The sequence below is a fragment of the Algibacter sp. genome (assembly GCF_029245835.1).
Lineage (GTDB): Bacteria > Bacteroidota > Bacteroidia > Flavobacteriales > Flavobacteriaceae > Algibacter_B.
On record NZ_JAQWOO010000027.1, the window covers coordinates 98,021 to 120,871 of the forward strand.

Here is a 22,851-nt window from a genome sequence, read left to right on the forward strand (position 1 = left end):
ATTTTTGTATTCTTCTTAACACATCTTTGTTACTAAAACTTGTTTTACATGAGTCCGCGACCAACTTTTTTCAATTCTCCAGAAGCTTCATATTCCTTAACAAGCTTATCTAAAATACCATTAATAAAAATACTGCTTTTAGGAGTAGAATATTCTTTTGAAATTTCTAAATACTCATTAATAGTTACTTTTACTGGTATTGACGGAAAGTTATTTAATTCACAAATAGCCATTTGTAACAACACAAAATCTACATTAGCAATACGATCTGAATCCCAATTTTTTGTTTTCAGATCAATCTCTGTATTTATAGCGGTACTATTTAAAAGTGTTTTCTTGAATAAATCGATTGCAAACTGCTTGTCTTCAATATCTCTATATAGTTTAGGTGTAAAGTAATTTTCAGCAGAGGTTTCCTTTACCTTTCTAAGCAATTTTAAAATGGTGGTGTTAACTGTTGGAAGGTCATCTAACCAGGTTAGGTTTTTATCTTCCATATAATCATAAAGCTTATCGTTTGGAGCAATAATATCTTTAAAAACATCAATAATAAAAACTTTGTCTTCTTTAAAATCAGAGACTCTGGTTTTCATATATTCTTTGTATAAATCACTAGAGATGATATCTTTAAAAATAATATCGATATACTCACCATCTAACTCCCAATTGTTTATTTTATTGGCTTCAAGTTGATTTTTTAACGCAAGATTTTCTTTCAAAAGTTTCAATAACTGGTTGTTAACAAACTTTCTATTTGGGTCTTTATCTTCTTTAGTTGCAAGATGCTTTTTTTGCTTTTTTTGTAAATCACTTTCAGCTCTTTTTTGAACTTCAATAAGCAAAGCCATTAACAACAAATACAAGTTGTACATGTTATCAATACTAAACAGTAAAAATTTTTGATCCTTACTAAAATCGTCACTCTCACTACCTTTAAAGGCATACATGGTTTGCATGACTTTTACACGGATATGTCTTCTATTTAGCATCATTACAAAGAACTTTAATTAAAAATTATGAAATACTTTCATTGTTTTTTAGTGCCGCAAAAATAACATTATATTTAAAATAAACATCACATATTTTTTAATTATTACGGTGATTTATTTTAAGCTATATTTAACAATTAGCAGACCTTATAAATCGCCTTAATTAGCATTAATGCCCTATATTTGCTATCATATTCCTTAGAAAGTTAATGAAAGAATTAAGGCATTTAAATAAATACTTTTTTAAATATAGATGGCATCTCATTGTAGGTTCCATCATCACCATTATTGCAAGGTTATTTCTTTTATATACACCACGTTATGTAAAAAAAATATTTGTAGCTATCGAAAAATATTTTGATAAATCTATCAGTGAAGACGTTTTTAGAGCAGATTTATTAGAAGCTATTCTGTATATTATTGGAGCTGCTCTTATTGCTGCTATTCTTACTTTTTTTATGAGGCAGACTATTATAAATGTGTCGCGTTATATTGAATATGATTTAAAAAATGAAATTTATGCGCAATACCAAAGGCTTTCGTTAAACTTCTATAAAAAGAATAGAACTGGCGATTTAATGAACCGTATTACAGAAGATGTATCTCGAGTTCGTATGTATGGAGGTCCAGCATTAATGTATAGTATAAATACACTTGCACTTTTTGTTATAGTTATTATTTACATGGTTAATGCATCACCAAAACTAACGCTATATACTGTTGTACCGCTTCCTATCCTATCAGTTATTATTTATAAATTAAGTAAAGAAATCCATAAGCGAAGTACTATTGTTCAAGAATATTTATCTAAGCTTTCCACATTTACACAAGAATCTTTCAGTGGTATTTCTGTAATAAAAGCTTATGGCATTGAGCCACAAACTTCCATTAATTTTAAATCGCTTTCCGCGGAAAGCAAAGACAAACAAATCAGCTTAGCTAAAGTACAAGCATGGTTTTTTCCTATGATGATATTACTCATTGGGACAAGTAATTTACTAGTTATTTATGTTGGAGGTATGCAATATATTAATGGAGAAATTGAGAGTATTGGTACTATTGCTGAGTTTATTATATATGTAAATATGCTTACATGGCCAGTTGCAACTGTCGGTTGGGTAACATCCATAATTCAACAAGCTGAAGCATCACAAAAAAGAATTAATGAATTCTTAAAAATTGAACCTGAAATTAAAAATAAAGTTGATAATCCTACTGAAATTAATGGACATATTGTTTTTAAAGATGTATCATTCACCTACGACGATACAAATATTCAAGCGCTAAAAAATGTAAGTTTTAAAATTAATGAAGGTGAAACTTTAGCTATTTTAGGAAAAACGGGCTCTGGAAAATCTACAATTTTAGATTTAATTGGAAGGCTTTATGATATTGATAAAGGATCCATTAAAATAAGCAGTACTGACATTGACGAACTAAATTTAAATGATTTACGAGATAGTATTGGTTATGTACCTCAAGATGCCTTTTTGTTTTCTGATTCTATAAAAACCAATATTAAATTCGGTAAACAAGATGCTACAGATGCTGATGTTATTGAAGCGGCAAAAAATGCTCAGGTACACAAAAACATAATTAAATTTAATAAAGGTTACGATACGGTATTAGGAGAACGAGGTATTACATTATCAGGTGGACAAAAACAACGGGTATCAATAGCAAGAGCGATTATAAAGTCGCCAAAAATTTTATTATTTGATGATTGCCTATCTGCTGTTGATACTGAAACTGAAGAGAAAATTTTAAAAAACCTCAGCAAAATCTCCAAGGGTAAAACATCTATTATAGTTAGCCATAGAGTATCTTCAGCTAAAAATGCAAATAAAATAATTGTTTTAGACGAAGGGAAAATTGTTCAACAAGGCACTCATGAAACACTAATTAATGTAGATGGCTATTATAAGCATTTATACTTAAAACAATTAAGCGAAACAACTTCCAACAAATTATAATAAGAAAGCGTATTTTTATTCAATTAAATGCAATGAAATCCAATATTTTAAAAAGAAAAATTAAAATCTATTGGTTATTAACGTTTTTTTTAAGATTTTTGATATTATAACTAGATAAATAAATACGTACAAGGCATGATGGAAAATGAAGAGATTTTTTCAAAAGTATTAAGAGCAGGTAGAAGAACCTATTTTTTTGATGTAAGAGCAACTAAAGCTGAAGATTATTATTTGACAATTACTGAAAGTAAAAAGTTTACTAATGATGACGGTTCGTTTCATTACAAAAAGCACAAAATATATATTTACAAAGAAGACTTTACTGAATTTAAAGAGATTCTAGCTGAAATGACAGATTATATCATTAGAGAAAAAGGTGATGAAGTGATCAGTGAACGCCATCAAAAAGACTTTAAAAAAGAATATGAAGATGATGCCTCTAAAGTTACTGAAGCCTCTATAAAAACTGAAAAACCTGAAAGTTTTACAGACATAGATTTTGATGACATTTAAAATCTTAAAATAAAACTATAAATACCGTTGCCAAAAGCAGCGGTTTTTTTATGCTATTATCTTAGCTCACACTACTACCATTTTTCACTTTCACCTCTGGCTTTAAAAGTATAACATCTTTACCATTTACAGCTCCTAATACCAAGCAATCGCTACTAAATTTAGCTATTTTCTTTTTAGGAAAGTTAACCACCGCAACGATTTGTCTATTTAGTAAATCTGCTTTTTCATAACGTGTCGTTATTTGAGCTGAAGATTTTTTAACCCCTAAATCTCCAAAATCTATAGTAAGTTGATAAGCTGGGTGTCGTGCTTCTGGGAAATCATTAACTTCAATTATAGTTCCTACCCGTAAATCTACTCTAGTAAAGTCGTTAAAAGTAATTGTGCTATCCATTTTTTAAAAATACAAATTATCCCGAACTTTGAATAAATTATAAAGCTATGTCAAGAACTCCTTCAAACATGCTTCCATTAGGAACTAAAGCACCTGAATTTTCACTTTTCGATACGGTTTCAGAAAATCCATTAAACCTTAAAGAACTAAAAGGAGAAAAAGGCACTGTTATTATGTTTATCTGTAACCACTGCCCTTTCGTTATTCATGTTAATCCTGAAATCGTTTCTATAGCTAACGCTTTCGCAGAAAAAGGTATTGCTTGTATTGCTATTTCTAGTAACGACGTTGTTAATTACCCTCAAGATTCACCAGAAAAAATGAAGGCGCATGCAAAAAATAACAACTACCCCTTTCCGTATTTATATGATGAATCTCAAGATATAGCAAAAGCTTATGATGCTGCTTGTACTCCAGATTTTTATGTTTTTGATGGCGATTTAAAATTATCTTACAGAGGTCAATTAGATGATTCTAGACCTGGAAATGGAATTCCTATTACTGGGAAAGATTTACGACATGCATTACATTGTTTGATTGAAGGCAAAGAAAATAACGCCATCCAAAAGCCAAGTATTGGTTGTAATATTAAATGGAGAAATTAATCTAATTTTAATTGCCAAATACCAACATCTTGCCATTTGCCAAATTTCAAACCTACTTCTTTTAAATTTGCCACTTGCTCGAATCCAAATTTCTCATGTAGTTTTATACTTGCGGCATTAGGGATTGTTAAAACACCTAGAACAGTATGCAAATTAGTGGCTTTTAATTGCTTCAATAATTCAGCATATAGTTTGGTGCCAATCTGTTTTCCATGTGCGTTGTGCTGCACATATACGGTAGATTCTACCACATAGTTATACGCTGGTTTCGGTCTAAATCTACTACCGTAAGCAAATCCTAGAATATTATTATTTTCTTCGTAAACAATAAAAGGATATTCAGCATTTATGTGATTTACTTTTTCTGAAAACGCTTCAAGGGAAAGCGCTTCAATATCAAAAGTAACGGTGGTATGCAATACATAATAATTATATATATCTAATAACTTATCAATATCGCTTATATGTACTGATCTAATCATATTAAAGCCAACCTTTACGTTTAATTAAATTTTCGATATGTGCGAAATGATGGTTACTATGCCACGCATAATTACCAATATTAAAATGTAATTTCACTTCTCTATTGGTTTCAGGATGAATAAAATATTTTCCCAAATCATCATCAGACAATTTTTTTAACAAATACACCAACTTAAAATGAATGGCTCTTATATGATTTAAAGACATATCTATTGGTGCCGCTTTAGAATCTATAAGTTCTGCCCAACGATCTTCATGATATGCTTTTATAACAGGTTTATCTTCTGTTAATGCCCATTTAAAACGGGTGTAACTATGATGATGACTATCTGAAATATGGTGAATAACTTGACGAATAGTCCACCCTTCTGGTCTGTATTGGGTATCTAACTGCTGATTTGATAAATCTTTAACCAGATTTTCTAAACGATTTGGAAAATGCTCTAGAATAGAAATCCAACTTTCAATATGTTGATTGGAAATATTATTAGGGCAATCAAACTGTCCGATAGGGTATTTTAATTGTTCTAATTCTGAAGTATTCACAAATTTCAATTTTGAAAATAGAATCTAAAATAAGTATAAATTATGATTAGGCAACTTCTAAGGTGTCGTTTTTTTTTGCCCAATTAACGGCTGTAAAAAGCGAATTGAAATTTTTTATTTTATGCTTAAAGAATAAACTTTCTACCATAAGATTGAGTTTATTACTTGGTCTTTCAGAAACCACATAATATCCTTTTAAAAAATAATTACTTTTATAAAAACTCAACCAGTCAAGTGCTACAACAGCATAAGAGTTAATCCGATTGGAAATATAAATAAGATCTTGCCCATCTGTACCCAGAAAACAAGTAACATCTTCAACAATTTGGCTAGCATGATCTTTCCAATTAAAATTAATACCACTTTTAAACTCAGAAATTACAAAGCCATTAAAAATAAACACATCGCCAAAAGCATAATTAAGTTCTTTTAATACTTCTGAATTTAAATTGGTTTCCTTTACACTTATCATAATGCAAAAGTATATTTAGACCTTTAATTGATAAAATATATTCGACAAACCCTTAAATTAAACGCTATGCTACTTTTAGGAACAAAAAAACACTCTAGAAACTAGAGTGCTTTTTAATAATTATTTTATTTTGAGTCTCTTTTGATAGAGATACTTCACTACATTCAGTATAAGCGATTCACTAACTTTAAAAAAAAAAGTTGTTCTCTGCTTACTTTACAGCCATTAACTCTACATCAAAAACTAGAGTAGCATCTGGTGGAATAACACCTCCAGCACCTGCACTTCCGTAGCCTAAATGACTTGGAATTACCAAACGTGCCTTGTCGCCTACTTTTAGTAAACTAATCCCTTCATCCCATCCCGGAATAACTTGACCAACTCCTAAAGGAAAATCGATAGGTGCATTACGTTTGTATGACGAATCAAAAACAGTTCCGTCTGATAACTGACCTTTATAATGCACAGAAACTGTTTGCCCTTTTTCTGCTTTTACACCATCACCTTTTTGGATAATTTGGTAACGCAATCCGCTTTCAGTTTTATCAAAACCTGAAGCCAATTTATCTAACTCTGCTGCTGCTGCTGCTTTAACTTCTGCCTCTCTTTTTGCTCTTGAACCTTCAAACGTTCTAAAGGCTTCAATAGGATTAAAAGCTTCAGCATCTGCTCCAACTCTAACTATTTCTAAAGTTTCAATTTTATCACCTTGTGCTATAGCATCAACAATATCTTGTCCGCTTTGTACTTTACCAAAAACGGTATGTTTCCCATCTAACCAAGCTGTTTCTGTATGGGTTATAAAAAACTGACTTCCATTTGTTCCTGGTCCTGCATTGGCCATAGATAAAATTCCTGGTCCGTCGTGTTTTAAATCTGGATGAAACTCATCATCAAACTGGTATCCTGGATTTCCAGAACCTGAACCTTGTGGGCATCCGCCTTGAATCATAAAATCTGGAATAACTCTATGGAATTTTAAACCATCGTAATATGGTGTACCTTGAGGTTTTACTTTGTTTTCTAGGTTCCCTTCAGCTAAAGCCACAAAATGCCCCACTGTTCCTGGTGTTTTTTTGTATTCTAAAGTAACAAGAATTTCTCCTTTTGTTGTATTGAATTTTGCGTATAATCCGTCTTGCATGATAGTATTTTTTATTAGAAGCTGCAAATATATAAAACATACATAACTAAAACTTAATACTTAAGTAAAATCATAAAATGTATGTCGCAGGCATCCTTTTACAAAAATAATATAGAATGACATGAAACCTCCATAACTGATTTTGATATAACAGATAATACTAAATGGAAGCTGCATGTGACCAATAGAAAACAAAAATAATGGACACATAAAATGATTTACAATTATAGTTTTGCACTTAACAATTATAATTTTAGTTTTACAAAAATGATTTTCGATGAAATTTAGTTTAAATAAAATCTTTGGTGCTTTAGGAAATACTCGAAACAAAGAGGCAACTCTTGATGATAATCAAATTAAGGATCTTATTAACGCAATTGATGAGGAAGCCTTTGCTGTTTCAGAACAAAATATCCTATTTGCTAAAACTTCTGAATTAGGTGGCTACTTTTATGTCATCACTATAATAGTAGGCAGTTTTAAAATTAAAACTAATAAAGGTGCAACACTTTCTTTAGAAGGAAATGATTTTGATTTAGTGTTAAATTCGGATATGGATGAATTTGAATCCGACCATTCTAATGTATCCAATCGATATATGACCAGAATAGATTTCCAGATTGAAAAAGAAGATGTTCCAAAATTTGATAAAAAAAGTATCAAAATTTTAAAATTATCAGCCAAAAAACAGGAGATTTTATTTAACACACTTTAAGTTAATAAGTTGCTCTACTATGACTTATACTAAGTTATTTATTTTTTTAATCTACTAAAAATTTGATGATAGCGGTTTTGAAATTACTTGACTTTGTCAGAAAAAAACGATAACTTCGTTTAACAATCGATAAATTTTATTGAAACGGAAACTTATCTTTGCATTGTGCTTAATTTAGAAAAACGATAAATGAAAGAAAAATTAAGAAATATTATAGAAGATAATAAATCCAAAAAAGGAAAAATATTTGACTATTTTATTCAAATTTTAATTCTATTATCGCTTATTGCATTTACAATTGAAACCTTTCCCGACAACTCTAAAAACACAATTGAAACTCTAAAAACTTTTGAGTTATTATGTGTCTTAATATTTTCTGTTGAATATCTATTGAGAATTTACGTTTCAAAAAAACCATTTAGGTATATTTTTAGCTTTTATGGAATAATTGACTTCCTTGCCATTTTCCCTTTCTATCTCAAAGGAGCGTATGACTTACGAGCATTAAGAGTTTTTAGGATTTTCAGAATATTTAGAGCTTTAAAACTAATTAGATATAACAAAGCCTTAAACCGATTTCATATAGCGGCTAAAATTGTAAAGGAGGAGATAGTTCTATTTTTAATTGTAACATCTATTTTCATTTTTCTAGCATCTGCAGGAATTTACTTTTTTGAAAACGAAGCTCAACCTGAAATATTCACTTCTGTTTTACATAGTGGTTGGTGGGCAGTTGTAACTTTAACTACAGTTGGTTATGGAGATGTTTATCCGATAACAGTTGGAGGGAAAATATTTACTTTTTTCATATTGCTAATTGGTGTTGGAATTGTTACAATTCCAGCAGGTTTAGTTGCAAGTGCTTTATCAAAAGCTAGAGAAATAGAAGAAGAAAACATAAAAAAACCTAACTAAAAAAATATGAATATACTAAACGACATCGTTAGTGGAGCATCAAGACAATTTGGAAGAGAATTTGGTCGTGCAGGAGCAAATACAATTTTAAAAGGAGCTAATTCTTACACAGTTCGAGAAATAAGTAATTATTCGGGGAGAATAAAACCTTCTGACAGTCAAATCATAAAGGCTATTAAAGAAATTCAAAAAGTCAAATTTGTTTCAACCAATAAAGCAAATGCGTCAAGATTAATAGACATAACTGATTTAATGTTATCAAACATATCTTTTACTGGTAATGAAACTTTAAATCAATTAACTGACCTTAACGAATTAGTGAATCAATACAACAATAAATTTGACCACGGAAGTTCTTTAATTGATGATGACTTTAAAGACAAGAGTATTGACTATTTAGAAGATAAGCGTAATGAATTTGTTGCTTTGATGGATAAATTTAATAACGAAACAAAAGTATTTATCAATGGAAATCTTGAGTTAGCTAAACAAAAAAGAAAATCAAAAAAGACAACAACAATATTGGCATTTCCGATTTTAGGAAGTTTAGGAATTCATAAGTTTTATTTAGGACAAATTGGACAAGGTATTTTGTATTTTATGTTTTCATTTTTACTTATTCCTGCAATAATTTCACTATTTGAATTTATTTCATATTTATCAATGTCAACAGAAAAATTTGACACTAAATTTAATCCAGAATATAGTTATTACAATCAATTTAGAATAACAAACTAAGCAAAACACCGTGTAAAAAAAAAATTGCTGGTAAAAGCCAATTTACGAAAGTCAACGCGGACTTTCTATTTGTGATTTATTTGCTAACTTTAGTACTTAAAACATACAACTTTTCTTACACAAACACTTTAAACGAATCTCTCCAAAAAACAGCAATCTTAGAATTAAAACATAAGCTAGCAAGCAAATGCGTAAGGGATTGCAGCGGCATCCTTTTTTAAAATAGTAAACATAGACTTTATTTAGAACTTTAATTTAACAGATAGCAACGGCCTTCGTCCTCGCTATGACATATAAAAAAGATATAGCGAAACATTTATGATCATGAATCAAAAAATATTAAATAGAAAAGCATGAATAAAAGCCCGACCCTTATGGTAACGCCCAAATTATTTCACAATTAATTTGCTACTTCACTAATAAACTTAATTCGGTATAAACGAAGCTCTTCATCATCGTAATCGCCATCAAACTCATCGATAGCGGCATCGATATCATCAGTTTCTGATTCCATAAAATATTCGTGGATTTCTTCTTGCTGGTCTTCGTCTAGAATATCGTTAAGCCAATAATCGATATTTAACTTGGTGCCTGAATATACGATAACTTCCATTTCTTTTATAAAATCTACCATAGACATGCCTTTTGATGAAGAAATATCATCTAGTGGTAATTTTCTATCGACATTTTGAATGATATAAAGCTTATTTGCGGAGTTACTACCGGTGGATTTTACAACCAAATCGTCCGGACGGGTAATATCGTTTTCCTCAACATATTTTTCGATAAAGGTTACAAAATCTTTTCCATATTTTTTGGCTTTACCCTCGCCTACACCATGAACATTACTTAACTCGGTTAGATTTATTGGATATTTTAGCGCCATATCTTCTAAAGATGGATCTTGGAAAATAACAAATGGTGGCACGCCAAGTTTTTTTGCACTCCTTTTACGCAGGTCTTTTAACATGCTCATTAAAACAGGGTCTGCCACTGCCCCACTGCCTTTTGTTGCGGTGATAATACTACCATCTTCTTGTGCGCCTTCAAAGATATGATCTTCGGTCATCATAAAGGATACTGGCTTTTTTATAAAGTCTCTACCAGTATCTTGTAATTTAATAACGCCGTAAGTTTCTATATCTTTTCTAAGAAAACCTACAACTAATACTTGCCTTAACAGGGCCATCCAATATTTGTTATCTTTATGTTTTCCTTTACCAAAAAAAGGTTGTTCGTTGGTTCTGTGTGAGTTAATTAATGCGTTTTCTTTACCTATTAAAACATTTACTAAATCTTTAGACTTGTACTTTTCGTTAGTGCTATCTATAATTTCTAAAAGTATTTTAACTTCATCTTTGGCTTCAACTTTCTTTTTTGGATGTCTTACATTATCATCCATATCGCCACCTTCACCAGTTTTAGTATCAAACTCTTCACCAAAATAATGAAGGATAAATTTCCTTCTGGAAATAGATGTTTCCGCGAAAGCGACCACTTCTTGCAATAAGGCTTGCCCAATTTCTTGTTCGGCAACAGGCTTACCAGACATGAATTTTTCCAGTTTTTCTATATCTTTATAAGCGTAGTAAGCTAAACAATGGCCCTCACCACCATCACGACCTGCTCTCCCAGTTTCTTGATAATAACTCTCGATGCTTTTAGGTATATCATGATGGATAACAAATCGCACATCGGGTTTATCGATTCCCATACCAAATGCAATGGTAGCTACCACCACATCTACATCTTCCATTAAGAATTTATCTTGATGGCTAGAGCGTGTTTTGGCATCTAATCCTGCATGATATGGCACTGCGTTTATCCCGTTTACTTGGAGTACTTGTGCCAACTCTTCAACACGTTTTCTGCTTAGACAATATACGATGCCTGATTTTTTATCATTTTGTTTTATGAAACGAATAATATCGACATCTACATTTTTAGTTTTTGGTCGTACTTCGTAATATAAGTTAGGACGGTTAAAAGAGGCTTTAAAAGTTTTTGCATCTCCTATACCAAGGTTCTTAATAATATCTTCTTGAACTTTAGGTGTTGCTGTAGCGGTTAAGCCTATAATTGGAATATTATCTCCTATACGCTTTATAATATGGCGCAGGTTTCTGTACTCTGGTCTAAAATCATGTCCCCATTCACTAATGCAATGCGCCTCATCAATGGCCATGAACGATATTTTAACAGATCTTAAAAACTCAACGTTTTCTTCTTTAGTAAGAGACTCTGGTGCTACATATAGTAATTTTGTAATGCCATTTACTATATCTTCTTTTACCTGTTTGACTTCTGTTTTATTTAATGAAGAGTTTAATACGTGAGCCACTCCATGCTCTTTAGAAATACCTCTAATAGCATCTACTTGGTTTTTCATTAAAGCTATTAATGGCGATACTACAATAGCTGTTCCTTCTTCCATTAAAGCTGGTAATTGGTAACATAATGATTTACCACCACCAGTTGGCATAATAACGAATGTATGTTTCCTAGCTAATAAACTTTCTATAACACGTTCTTGAAGTCCTTTAAATTTACTAAATCCAAAATGTTTTTTTAGAGCAGCATGCAAGTCACTTTTTGATATTGACATGAATTGTTTAAAATTTTTGTTTTGTTATATCTCTATATATACAGAAATTTTGGTTGATTAATTTCATAAAGCATTTAGAGAACCCTCATATTTTTTTCGTTAGTTTTGTAACGAATTTTAAAATTACAATAAAATTCAATTTGATTTACACTAAAGATAACAAATTCTTTAAATATCAACTCAAAAAAAATAAATTTTGAAAGACAAAAATTCTATTATTAACATAGCGAGGCAAACAATTGAAATGGAAAGTAAAGCTATTTTAAACTTGTCTAGTTTAATAACAGATGATTTTGCTAAGGCTACTCAACTCATTTACAAGTCAAAAGGACGTGTTATCATAACAGGTATTGGTAAAAGTGCCATTATTGCAAACAAGATAGTAGCAACGCTAAATTCTACTGGAACACCTTCTATTTTTATGCATGCTGCAGATGCTATTCATGGTGATTTGGGGTTAATTCTTAAAGACGATGTCGTAATATGCATTTCTAAAAGTGGGAATACACCCGAAATTAAAGTTCTTATTCCGCTTATAAAAAGCGCAAAAAATAAAATGATTGCCATTACTGGTAATACAGAATCTTTTTTAGGGCAACATGCTGATTTTATCTTAAACGCTTATGTTGAAAAAGAAGCTTGTCCTAATAATCTTGCGCCAACGACTAGCACAACCGCTCAACTTGTTATTGGTGATGCACTTGCTGTTTGCTTGCTAGATTTACGTGGTTTTTCAAGCAACGATTTTGCAAAATACCATCCTGGTGGCGCTTTAGGAAAAAAATTATACCTACGTGTTCAAGATATTTCTTCAGTAAATGAAAAACCAAAGGTTAGTCCAACTACAAACATTAAAAATGTTATTGTTGAGATCACTGAAAAAATGTTGGGCGTTACTGCAGTTGTTGAAAATGATAAGATTATAGGTATAATTACCGATGGAGATTTACGTAGAATGTTAAGTAAGGTTGATGATTTTTCTGGATTAACCGCAAAAGATATTATGGGTGCTAATCCTAAACGCATTGATGCTGAAGCTATGGCTGTTGATGCTCTAGAAGTTATGGAGGCAAATGATATTTCGCAATTACTAGTTGAAGAAAACGGCACGTATGCTGGGATTGTACATTTACATGATTTAATTAAAGAAGGTATTATATAATGGCAAAAAAAGAAGTTAATGAGATGTCTTTTTTAGATCATCTTGAAGATTTACGCTGGCACCTAATTAGAATAATAACTGCTGTTGTTATCGTAGCCACGTTTGCTTTTATTTTTAGTCGATTTATTTTCAATTCTATAATTTTCGCACCGCTAGAAATGAGTTTTCCAACTTATGATTTTCTATGTAGAACAGCTACTTTTATTGGATTAGATACCACTTTTTGTGCTGAAGAAATGCCAATGATTATACAAAACAGAACGATGGCCGGACAGTTTTCAGCAGATATTTGGACAGCTATTTTAACTGGTTTTATTATTTCCTTTCCATATACAATCTATCAACTATGGAAATTTGTTAGTCCAGGTTTGCATAGTAATGAACGTAAACATTCTCGTGGATTTATTATTATTTCATCGCTTTTATTTTTTATAGGTGTGCTCTTTGGATATTATATAGTGACACCATTATCACTTAATTTCTTAGCAAATTATAGTATCTCAGAAATTGTTGATAACCAAATAGATATAAGCTCTTATATAGCCTTGGTAAGATCTTCTGCTTTAGCGTCAGGTTTAATTTTTGAGCTCCCCATTATTATTTATTTTTTAACCAAAGTAGGATTAGTTACACCAGAAATACTAAGAAAATACAGGAAATATGCATTAGTTGTTGTACTCGTTCTTTCTGCAATTATAACACCTCCAGATATTGCTAGTCAAGTTATAGTAGCTATTCCAATTTTAATTTTATACCAAGTGAGTATCTATATCTCTAAAGTTGTAATAAAAAACCAATTAAAAAAAGAAAAACAACAAGCTAAACGCTAGTAAAGAATTAATCATGACGTTATAGTAGTATATATGATTTTACTATTTTTAGCGTTAAGTATATAAAAATATGATTTTAAGAGCCGAAAATTTAATGAAGTCCTACAGCGGACGAAAGGTAGTAAAGGATGTATCGTTGGAAGTAAATCAAGGTGAAATTGTTGGCCTTTTAGGACCAAATGGTGCTGGAAAAACAACATCTTTCTATATGATTGTTGGCTTAATAAAGCCTAATGGCGGGCATATTTATTTAGATAATACCGAAATTACAAAATACCCGATGTATAAACGTGCACAAAACGGCATTGGTTATTTGGCTCAAGAAGCTTCGGTTTTTAGAAAACTGAGTATTGAAGATAATATTTTAAGTGTGCTTCAACTTACTAAATTGAGTAAAAAAGAGCAGCACGATAAAATGGAATCTTTAATTGAAGAGTTTGGTTTAGGTCATATTCGAAAAAGCCGTGGCGATTTATTATCTGGTGGTGAGCGTCGTCGTACTGAAATTGCTCGTGCACTAGCTACCGATCCTAGTTTTATTCTTTTAGATGAGCCTTTTGCAGGTGTTGATCCTGTTGCAGTTGAAGATATTCAGCGTATTGTGGCACAACTTACTAAAAAGAACATTGGAATACTGATTACCGACCATAACGTTCAAGAAACTCTAGCTATTACTGATAGAACCTATTTAATGTTTGAAGGGGGTATTTTAAAACATGGTATTCCTGAAGATCTTGCTAATGATGAAATGGTACGAAAGGTTTATTTAGGACAGAATTTTGAATTACGCAAGAAGAAGATTCGGGAATAGACGCAAAGTGCTTTTTATTAGTTAGTTTTTCTGTTGTTCCATTTTTTTTTGATTCCTGCGCAGAAAGAAAAAATACAAAACTTAAGCTTTATTTAAACACCCTCTTCTTTATAAAAAATAAGAGCTTCACTAATAAAAATGCCAGAAATCCAACAATTAAGCCAACAATAAAATCTCTTATAAAACCTGGTAATATTTCTAGAAAATGATGTAAAAAATCTATGTTATGGACAAAAATCCCACCGGCTACCATCAATAAAGCAATAGTTCCTATTACCGATAAACTTCTTATAACCCAAGGCAAAGTGTTTATTAAAAGATTACCAAATATATAGGATACACTTTTTTTATTGTCGTTAAGCCTCACCAGCTTTAAGCCAAAATCATCCATCCTAACAATAAGTGCAACAATCCCATAAACTCCCACAGTAGCTATTATTGCCACTATTGAGACCACAATAATTTGAAATAATAGAGGTTTTCCAATAACGGTTCCTAGCGCAATAATTACTATTTCTACAGAAAGAATAAAATCAGTAAAAATGGCAGATTTAATTTTCATTTTTTCAGCTAAAGCACTTTCTTCTTCAGATAATACGACTTCTTCAACCTCAATAACACTTTCGTCATCATGTTTATATGGAAAGAAAAAATGAAATACTTTTTCAAATCCTTCAAAGGCTAAATAAACACCTCCTAAAATTAAAGCCAATGTAACGCCCCAAGGTGCAAAAGCACTTAATAAGAATGCAATGGGTAGTATAATTAATTTATTAAGTGCAGAGCCTTTTGTTATTGCCCACAATACGGGTAATTCTCTTGAAGCTAAAAATCCTGTCGCCTTTTCTGCATTTACAGCTAAATCATCACCTAAAATACCAGCTGTTTTTTTGGTAGAAATCTTACTCATCACCACTACATCATCCATAAGTGCAGCAATATCATCGAATAACGCAAAAAAACCTGAAGCCATTTGTATCTTTTTTTAAAACTTATTTTGAAGTTAAATTGTCTAAAACAGACATGAGTATATAAAGTAATATAATAATTGGAATTGCTGCAAATTGTAAAACAATTAATAGCACAATACACAAAATAATGAAGATGTAACGTGTAACATTATCTTTAAATTCATAATTTTTAAACTTTAAGGCGAATAATTTAATACCTGAATTTAGTAAATAACAACTTAAAACTGTCAGCCCTATTAAAAACCATTTATTAAGGATGATGGTGTTTATAGCATCACTATTCTGAAATTCAATAATTAAAGGCAATGATATAATTAGTAATGTATTAGCTGGGGTTGGTAGGCCTTTAAAAAAAGATTGTTGGTCTTCATCTAAATTAAATTTTGCCAGTCTGTATGCAGAAGCCAAGGTAATTAACAAACCTAAAAGCGGAAGTATAGGAAGATTAAATTCTAGTCCTAATGAATTAGACGCCCAATTATTTTCTGATATAATTTCTGAATCAACGGTTAATGCTAATAGCTTATACATAATTATTCCAGGCACTAATCCGCTAGTAACCATATCTGCTAGAGAATCTAATTGTAATCCTAATTCACTTTGCACCTTAAGTTTTCTGGCAGCAAAACCATCAAAGAAGTCAAAAAATACACCTAAAAACACAAATAATGCAGCTGCAACAAAATTACTATTAACAGCAAGAATCACAGCAATACTACCACACAATAAGTTTAAAAGTGTCAGTGCGTTAGGTATTTGTTTTTTCATATTAATATATTTTGATTTTGTAAAAATAACAAACAATTTGAGTCTAAAGCAATATCTATTACTATTTGAAGTTTTAAAGAATATAAATTATGTGCATCTTTGTAAAAAAATTGCGATTGAGACTTTACATCACCACATTATTTTGTGTCTTATCTGCTTCTTTATTTAGTCAAACCGTTAGAAAATATTCTAATGAGTTTATGAATATTGGTGTGGATGCTGCTGCATTGGGCATGAGTAGTGCCGTTACATCTCACACATCTGATGTGAATTCGGGGTATTGGAATCCTGCTGGATTATTAAAACTTGAAGACAGTCAATTATCTTTAATGCATTCCAGTTACTTTGCAAACATAGCAAATTATGATTATGCAGCTTATGGGATGCCTTTAGATGATAGAAGTGCAATTGGTATTTCACTAATTCGTTTTGCCGTTGATGATATTTTAAACACCACACAACTTATTGATGCAGAAGGCAATATAAACTATGATAGAATTAGTTTGTTTTCTACTGCTGATTATGGCTTAACGTTTTCTTATGCCAGACAATTACCTGTCCAAGGATTGAATTACGGTGTAAACGCCAAAGTGATTAGAAGAGTTATTGGCGATTTCGCGTCCTCTTGGGGTTTTGGTTTAGATGTCGGTCTTCAGTTTGAAACCGATAACGATTGGAGGTTTGGTCTTATGGCAAGAGATATTACTACAACTTTTAATGCCTGGGCCATTGATGAAGATGAATTTGCTACGATTAGTGATGCCGTAGAAGGCCAGAACCAAGAATTACCGGAAAGCACTGAAATTACCATCCCAAAATTACAGATTGGAATTTCTAAATTGATTGATTTTAATTATGATTACACCTTATTAACATCAGTAAATTTAAATGTTCGTTTTGAAGAAAATAATGATATTATTTCAACATCTTTCGCAAGTATAAATCCTGCTTTAGGATTCGAGTTTGGTTATATTGATATGGTGTATTTACGAGCAGGCATGGGGAATTTTCAAAATGAATTACAAATTGACAATTCTGAACAACTAAGCTTCCAACCGAGTTTTGGATTAGGCTTTAAGTATAATGGTATTCAAATCGATTATGCTTTTACTGATATTGGAGACCAAAGTGTTGCACTTTACTCTAACGTCTTTTCTCTAAAACTTGATTTTAGTATCTTTAGGTGATGCAAAAAAAACTATTTTTTTTATTTCTTTTCTTAGTTGTTGAAATAACTTTTGCACAACAGAATCAATTATCTCCACAGGCTGAAATTAGTGTGCTTACCGTCGGACCAGGAACTTCTTTGAATGATGCTTTTGGACATAACGCTTTTAGGATTAAAGACCCTTCTTTTGGTATTGATGTAACCTACGGCTATGGTGAATATGACTTTGATGCGCCTAATTTCTATTTAAAATTTGCTCAAGGAAAACTAAATTATTTAATAAGTAAAACTGATTTTACAAGATTTTATCAGGTTTACGTATACTACAACAGAACGGTAAAAGAACAGGTTTTAAATCTATCCCAAACGGAAAAACAAAGACTCTATGACTACTTAATAAATAACTACAAACCTGAAAACAGACGCTATTTATACGAGTTTTTTTATGACAACTGTGCTACAAAAATTAAAGATGTAATTAATATTGCCACAAACCATACGATTGCATTTCACAACCCAAAAGATTTTGAAGACGCTACGTTTAGAACATTAATACAAAATAACCTGAACAAAAATTCTTGGGGAAGTTTAGGTATAGATTTAGCGCTTGGTTCTGTAATTGATAAAAAAGCAACGCCAGAAGATCACATGTTTTTACCAGAAAACATATACCGGTTCTTTGAAAATGCTACAAATAAAAATACTAATGAATCACTAGTTAAAAAAAGCCATGTCTTATATTCTAAAAAGGAAATCGCTAAAGTCAGTCACTTTTTAACAAGTCCACTTTTTATTTTGGGTATTATAGCCATAATAATCCTTTACATAACCTACAATGATTATAAGAAGGAAAAACGCACTAAATGGCTAGATGTTATTCTTTTTACAGTAACTGGCTTAATAGGTGTTATGATTCTACTCTTATGGTTTGCTACTGATCATACAGGCACTCACCAAAACTACAATTTACTTTGGGGGTTTGCACTAAACATTCTAATGATTAGTCAACTTCTAAGAAAAAAAGCAAGTGCTTGGTTTGTAAAATATATTAAACTTTTAATTATCCTACTCTGTCTTTTAACACTTCACTGGAGTATAGGGGTTCAAGTTTTTGCTATTGGATTATTTCCGCTTCTCATATCATTGTTTTTACGATACATCTTTTTAGTTAAGTATTATAACAAACAGTAAACTGAGACTGTAAACTAAATCATTGTCCTCTGAAGAAAATAACAGTACTTAAGGTTTTTATCAAAATATTCATATCTAGAAAAAAGCCTCTGTGTTTAATATAGTATAAATCGTATTGTAGTTTAAGTAAACTATCATCAACTGAAGCGGCATATCTTGTTTTAACTTGCGCCCAACCTGTAAGCCCTGGTTTTACGATATGTCTGGTTTCATAAAAAGGAAGCATTTGCGATAGTTCTTTTACAAAAAACGGACGTTCTGGTCTGGGACCAATTAAGCTCATTTCGCCTTTTAAAATATTTATAAATTGAGGGACCTCATCGAGTCTTGAATGCCTTAAAAATTTACCAAACAAAGTCACTCTAACATCGCCTTTTTCTGCCCAAATAGCTCCCGCATTTTCAGCATTCTTTATCATGGTACGAAACTTAATAATTTTAAAAACCTTCCCATTTTTACCTATTCTATCTTGAGAATAAAAAAGAGGACCACGATTAGCCATAACATTACCTAACAAAATAATAGGCAAGAATAAGGTTCCCATGAAAATACCTAAAAGGGATAGTATCACATCAAATAAGCGATGAAAGAACAAATACAATTTATTCTGATTACTTCTGCTAAAGGGAAAATATTTATAAAAATCTTTACCTACAAACTGAACTGGAATACGTTGTGTTAAATCTTCATAAACCTGAGTATATTCATTGATAGGAAAGCCTTCCTCTAATAATTTTATAAGTGTATAATAAATTTCTGAAGTAATATTTTCAGAACTATAACTCGCTACAACAATTTCAGATAAGTTTTCTTTTTTAATAACATCTCTAATCTGCTTTGGACTATATTCTGTAATAGCTTTAAACTTTACCGTAGCCGTTCTATCTTTTTCACAATTAACAAAACCAACAATTTTGTAATTCGGATCAGAACTTTTAAACGCTTCAACAATGGTTTCAATATTAGAAATTTCGCCAATAATCAAAACTTTTTTATAAAATCTAGGGGATACTATAAAAGTTACATAAGCGATTCGCCATACAAACAAGGCAACTAGGATAGCAAAATAGAAGAATAGAATTTGAAGCCTGTTATCGGGCAAAACAGGTGTAAAGAAAGGTGTTAGCATATAAAACAAAACGGTCGTAGAAACTGTAAAAACAATACCTGCCGAAATTTTTTCAATCTTACTAGATTTTTGTAAATCGTACAATTCAAAAATAGTCCCGAATATAGATACGTATAAAATAAGTACAAAAACCCAGCTCCAATTTTCCTTTGTTAAAGTAAAGTAATCAAAATCAAAACTATTACTTACAAAATAAAGAACTAAGAGAATAGAGAGCGCGTCAAAAATACGTAAGAGTATTTTTCGTTCAGAAATATTGAAATGAATCCCAGTATTCGACATTCTTTATTGGGTTAATTAGAGAGACCATAAATATAGTAAGTAAATTCTATTAAAGCCGAATTATTTCAAGACTTTAACCCATTGTTTTTTAATAATTTTCCAATCTAAATTTTCTACATGATTCCGAGCTTCTTCAATTATTAGGTTTGAGTTATCTGAAGATTTAATGATATTCTTAATGGAATCAACAAAACCACTAGCCGAATTGGGCTCCACCAAGATCCCATTTTTATTATTTTCGATTAAAAAAGGAATACCACCAACATTTGTTGACACTACAGGTAAACCCAAAGCCATAGCCTCTATGACACTAACTGGCATATTATCAAAATTAGTAGTGTTTATAAAAATGTTATAATCTTCTGAAAGTTTAATCCATTCTTTCTTCGTTAATTTTCCTGTAAAACGAACCTCAACTCCTAATTGATCTGCATACTTCTTGGACTCCTGTAAACTCCCATCACTATCTGGACCAACCATACAAAGTTTCACATAAACACCTTCATTTTTAAGAGATTTAAAAACTTCAATAGCTAAGTTTGGGTTGTATATTTTTGAAAAAGACCGTACCCATAATAATCTAATATCATCAAAAATTCTTTTTTTAAAAGGATAGTTTTTAAGTTCTATTGAATTTGGAATACAAGTGATATTATTAAAACCTAATGCTTCAAAATTTGATTTGATATATAATGAAGGAGCTATGTTTAAATAGGCATTGTTAAATATAGCCTTTGATAATTTAGGTGATTTTTTTAATCGACTGGGTAAATCTCCGCCACGTAAAATTGGTATAAATTTCAGTCTAAGCATTCTACATAACTGGCTTACAAAAAATGCGTAATAAAAATTTAAGGTACTGTAGGTGTCAATAAGTACAAAATCTACTTTTGATCTGGACTTATAACAAACCCATAGCATGTGCAACAATCTTAATAATGTATTTTTTTTATCAGAAATAGATATTATAGAAAAACCAACCTCTCCTAATAAACGCCCTAATATTTCTACCGAAGACACATTAGCTGTTTTACTGTTATTCAACTTATTACCTATGTATAATAATCTTTTCAACTTCTTACTGCTTTATGGGTACTCAAAGTTTCATCTCTTTTTTAACCTCATTTTTCTTAGCTATTATTTTCTTTTTATTTGGATATTTAAGGTCCAACAAACAAAGTCCGTAAACAAAAGCAGGTGCGGCAATACGCATAGACGAGTGATTTATGGTTAAAAACCAAAACAAGTAACAAGAATAAAAGAAAACATTTGATTTATTTCGAATTCGAAAAAGCAGTGGTGTTATTAATAAAATACTTAAAGCTGCAACACCAAACAAACCATGTTCTGATAAAATTCGGCTCATTTCATTATGAGATGCCGCCTGAACACCTTCATTTTTTAACCTCAACTCTTTTATCTTTCCGACACCAACACCTAAAAATGGATTTTTCAAAAACTCGTCCAGTTCAAAAGAAACTAAATCGCCTCTACCTGTTGAAATGTCTGCTTTTTCTCTACCTAGAGCATCTTCATTGGAATATCTTCTATCTATAAGTCCTTCGGTCTGCAAAGAGGAATATAACCAAATGGACATTGCTAAACCGAGAAAAACCAAAATGGTTCTACTAATTCTAAATTTAGCTTTTGAATTTACTTTTCTAAAATAAAAAAACACCAAAGCGCCTATCATAAATATTGCGGTAATTACACCTCCTCTACTAAATGTAACAATACCTCGATAACTTATTGCCGCAAGTATACATCCATTAAGTATTTTATAAAAAAGTGAGGGTGAAAGCATAAAAAATCGAAGACTAAACACAAACATACCTAAACCCAAAACCGTTGATACTTGGTTTGGTCCAAAACCACCAGAAGCTGCAAAATTAGAGCCTGTACCTGATAATGTTTCTTTAATACCTGGTGTATATAAAAACAAGTAAGTAGTTGTTGTTAATAATGGTAGGGCCATGAACAGCAGCACCTTTTGCATATCATTGTAAGTAATCTTTTGTTTGTAACAAAAAATTGATACAAAACCTAAACATACTGGACCACTTAAATTAAATGCAATAGCAGTTCTTATTGTGGTTTCTTCGGTGATGTTAAAACCCGCTACTATAATACCAGGGATAAGCAAAAAGATATAAATAACATATGGAATGGGCTGTCTTAGTTTTTTAGTAAATATACCCATTAAGCAAAATAAAATAACTAAATATTTAGATGTTTCGTAGAGAAAACTTCCTCCCGTCATTCTTAAAAAAACCTCAGCACCTGCCACGTAACTACATGCCATTAAAACGTATAATACTTTTTTTGATGCTTTACTATCAAGGATACGCTTTAAAAAATAAACAAAAACTACCATCAAGTATACCTTAGAAAGCATTTCTAGATTATAGATGGCAAACCCTATAAGGATATGCAAACCAATAAGT

At 31.1% G+C, this 22,851-nt stretch carries 23 protein-coding genes; 11 read left to right on the forward strand and 12 right to left on the reverse strand.

Features of this window, described 5'->3' with window-relative positions; genetic code table 11:
• Positions 1 to 44 precede the first annotated feature (44 nt).
• Positions 45 to 992, reverse strand: a complete 948-nt coding sequence (nusB, locus tag P8K68_RS04160) for a transcription antitermination factor NusB (RefSeq protein ID WP_300248388.1) — start codon at positions 990 to 992, stop codon at positions 45 to 47.
• A gap of 206 nt (positions 993 to 1,198) precedes the next feature.
• On the opposite strand from nusB, the gene P8K68_RS04165 reads away from it, so the two are divergent.
• Positions 1,199 to 2,962 (forward strand): ABC transporter ATP-binding protein, encoded by a 1,764-nt coding sequence (locus P8K68_RS04165; RefSeq protein ID WP_300248389.1) that lies wholly within the window; start codon positions 1,199 to 1,201, stop codon positions 2,960 to 2,962.
• 135 nt (positions 2,963 to 3,097) lie between these two features.
• Positions 3,098 to 3,475, forward strand: a complete 378-nt coding sequence (locus P8K68_RS04170) for a PUR family DNA/RNA-binding protein (protein WP_300248390.1) — start codon at positions 3,098 to 3,100, stop codon at positions 3,473 to 3,475.
• A gap of 61 nt (positions 3,476 to 3,536) precedes the next feature.
• On the opposite strand, the gene P8K68_RS04175 is transcribed toward P8K68_RS04170, so the two are convergent.
• Positions 3,537 to 3,872 (reverse strand): tRNA-binding protein, encoded by a 336-nt coding sequence (locus P8K68_RS04175; RefSeq protein ID WP_300248391.1) that lies wholly within the window; start codon positions 3,870 to 3,872, stop codon positions 3,537 to 3,539.
• A 47-nt stretch (positions 3,873 to 3,919) separates the two neighbouring features.
• Between P8K68_RS04175 and P8K68_RS04180 the strand changes: the two genes are divergently transcribed.
• Positions 3,920 to 4,477, forward strand: coding sequence for a thioredoxin family protein (locus tag P8K68_RS04180; protein WP_300248392.1), 558 nt, complete (start codon positions 3,920 to 3,922; stop codon positions 4,475 to 4,477).
• Here the strand turns inward: P8K68_RS04180 and P8K68_RS04185 are convergent.
• The 4 genes from P8K68_RS04185 to P8K68_RS04200 all read right to left on the reverse strand — a co-directional run bounded on the left by P8K68_RS04185 (position 4,474) and on the right by P8K68_RS04200 (position 7,122).
• Positions 4,474 to 4,959, reverse strand: coding sequence for a GNAT family N-acetyltransferase (locus tag P8K68_RS04185; RefSeq protein ID WP_300248394.1), 486 nt, complete (start codon positions 4,957 to 4,959; stop codon positions 4,474 to 4,476). The two genes, P8K68_RS04180 and P8K68_RS04185, sit on opposite strands and share 4 nt — an antisense overlap.
• Before the next feature lies 1 nt (position 4,960).
• Positions 4,961 to 5,506 carry a YfiT family bacillithiol transferase gene (locus tag P8K68_RS04190; protein WP_300248395.1) on the reverse strand — a complete coding sequence of 182 codons (546 nt, stop codon included), beginning with the start codon at positions 5,504 to 5,506 and terminating at the stop codon, positions 4,961 to 4,963.
• A gap of 46 nt (positions 5,507 to 5,552) precedes the next feature.
• Positions 5,553 to 5,978: a hypothetical protein gene (locus P8K68_RS04195; protein ID WP_300248396.1), complete on the reverse strand. Its 426-nt coding sequence runs from the start codon at positions 5,976 to 5,978 to the stop codon at positions 5,553 to 5,555.
• 211 nt (positions 5,979 to 6,189) lie between these two features.
• The gene (locus P8K68_RS04200; RefSeq protein WP_300248397.1) at positions 6,190 to 7,122 is read right to left on the reverse strand and encodes a peptidylprolyl isomerase; all 933 of its coding nucleotides are present in this window, start codon (positions 7,120 to 7,122) and stop codon (positions 6,190 to 6,192) included.
• A 277-nt stretch (positions 7,123 to 7,399) separates the two neighbouring features.
• Here P8K68_RS04200 and P8K68_RS04205 point away from each other — a divergent pair, with 277 nt between their 5' ends.
• From P8K68_RS04205 to P8K68_RS04215, 3 genes are all read left to right on the forward strand, one after another.
• Complete coding sequence (locus tag P8K68_RS04205) at positions 7,400 to 7,837, forward strand: hypothetical protein (RefSeq protein ID WP_300248398.1); 438 nt, start codon at positions 7,400 to 7,402, stop codon at positions 7,835 to 7,837.
• A 189-nt stretch (positions 7,838 to 8,026) separates the two neighbouring features.
• Positions 8,027 to 8,752: an ion transporter gene (locus P8K68_RS04210; RefSeq protein WP_300248399.1), complete on the forward strand. Its 726-nt coding sequence runs from the start codon at positions 8,027 to 8,029 to the stop codon at positions 8,750 to 8,752.
• Between the two features lie 6 nt (positions 8,753 to 8,758).
• Positions 8,759 to 9,490 carry a TM2 domain-containing protein gene (locus P8K68_RS04215; RefSeq protein WP_300248400.1) on the forward strand — a complete coding sequence of 244 codons (732 nt, stop codon included), beginning with the start codon at positions 8,759 to 8,761 and terminating at the stop codon, positions 9,488 to 9,490.
• A gap of 400 nt (positions 9,491 to 9,890) precedes the next feature.
• On the opposite strand, the gene P8K68_RS04220 is transcribed toward P8K68_RS04215, so the two are convergent.
• Positions 9,891 to 12,095, reverse strand: a complete 2,205-nt coding sequence (locus P8K68_RS04220; RefSeq protein WP_300248401.1) for an ATP-dependent DNA helicase RecQ — start codon at positions 12,093 to 12,095, stop codon at positions 9,891 to 9,893.
• 196 nt (positions 12,096 to 12,291) lie between these two features.
• On the opposite strand from P8K68_RS04220, the gene P8K68_RS04225 reads away from it, so the two are divergent.
• From P8K68_RS04225 to lptB, 3 genes are all read left to right on the forward strand, one after another.
• Positions 12,292 to 13,257, forward strand: a complete 966-nt coding sequence (locus P8K68_RS04225) for a KpsF/GutQ family sugar-phosphate isomerase (RefSeq protein ID WP_300248402.1) — start codon at positions 12,292 to 12,294, stop codon at positions 13,255 to 13,257.
• On the forward strand, positions 13,257 to 14,087 hold the full coding sequence (gene tatC / locus P8K68_RS04230) for a twin-arginine translocase subunit TatC (RefSeq protein ID WP_300248403.1): 831 nt from the start codon (positions 13,257 to 13,259) through the stop codon (positions 14,085 to 14,087). Before P8K68_RS04225 ends, tatC begins: the two co-directional genes overlap by 1 nt.
• 70 nt (positions 14,088 to 14,157) lie before the next feature.
• Positions 14,158 to 14,898, forward strand: coding sequence for an LPS export ABC transporter ATP-binding protein (lptB, locus tag P8K68_RS04235; RefSeq protein ID WP_300248404.1), 741 nt, complete (start codon positions 14,158 to 14,160; stop codon positions 14,896 to 14,898).
• An 88-nt stretch (positions 14,899 to 14,986) separates the two neighbouring features.
• On the opposite strand, the gene P8K68_RS04240 is transcribed toward lptB, so the two are convergent.
• Positions 14,987 to 15,871 (reverse strand): DUF808 domain-containing protein, encoded by an 885-nt coding sequence (locus P8K68_RS04240; RefSeq protein ID WP_300248405.1) that lies wholly within the window; start codon positions 15,869 to 15,871, stop codon positions 14,987 to 14,989.
• A 19-nt stretch (positions 15,872 to 15,890) separates the two neighbouring features.
• Positions 15,891 to 16,637 carry a CDP-alcohol phosphatidyltransferase family protein gene (locus tag P8K68_RS04245; RefSeq protein ID WP_300248406.1) on the reverse strand — a complete coding sequence of 249 codons (747 nt, stop codon included), beginning with the start codon at positions 16,635 to 16,637 and terminating at the stop codon, positions 15,891 to 15,893.
• 200 nt (positions 16,638 to 16,837) lie between these two features.
• On the opposite strand from P8K68_RS04245, the gene P8K68_RS04250 reads away from it, so the two are divergent.
• Both P8K68_RS04250 and P8K68_RS04255 read left to right on the forward strand, forming a co-directional pair.
• Complete coding sequence (locus tag P8K68_RS04250; RefSeq protein WP_300248424.1) at positions 16,838 to 17,824, forward strand: PorV/PorQ family protein; 987 nt, start codon at positions 16,838 to 16,840, stop codon at positions 17,822 to 17,824.
• Positions 17,824 to 18,996, forward strand: coding sequence for a DUF4105 domain-containing protein (locus P8K68_RS04255; RefSeq protein WP_300248407.1), 1,173 nt, complete (start codon positions 17,824 to 17,826; stop codon positions 18,994 to 18,996). The genes P8K68_RS04250 and P8K68_RS04255 overlap by 1 nt, the downstream gene beginning before the upstream one ends.
• Positions 18,997 to 19,015: 19 nt before the next feature.
• Here the strand turns inward: P8K68_RS04255 and P8K68_RS04260 are convergent, their stop codons facing one another.
• From P8K68_RS04260 to P8K68_RS04270, 3 genes are read right to left on the reverse strand one after another with little or no spacing between them, the layout of a single operon-like run.
• Positions 19,016 to 20,407, reverse strand: coding sequence for a sugar transferase (locus P8K68_RS04260; protein ID WP_300248408.1), 1,392 nt, complete (start codon positions 20,405 to 20,407; stop codon positions 19,016 to 19,018).
• Positions 20,408 to 20,467: 60 nt separating this feature from the next.
• Positions 20,468 to 21,481: a glycosyltransferase family 4 protein gene (locus P8K68_RS04265; protein WP_300248409.1), complete on the reverse strand. Its 1,014-nt coding sequence runs from the start codon at positions 21,479 to 21,481 to the stop codon at positions 20,468 to 20,470.
• Between the two features lie 22 nt (positions 21,482 to 21,503).
• Positions 21,504 to 22,841, reverse strand: a complete 1,338-nt coding sequence (locus P8K68_RS04270; protein WP_300248410.1) for an O-antigen ligase family protein — start codon at positions 22,839 to 22,841, stop codon at positions 21,504 to 21,506.
• Between the last annotated feature and the right edge of the window lie 10 nt (positions 22,842 to 22,851).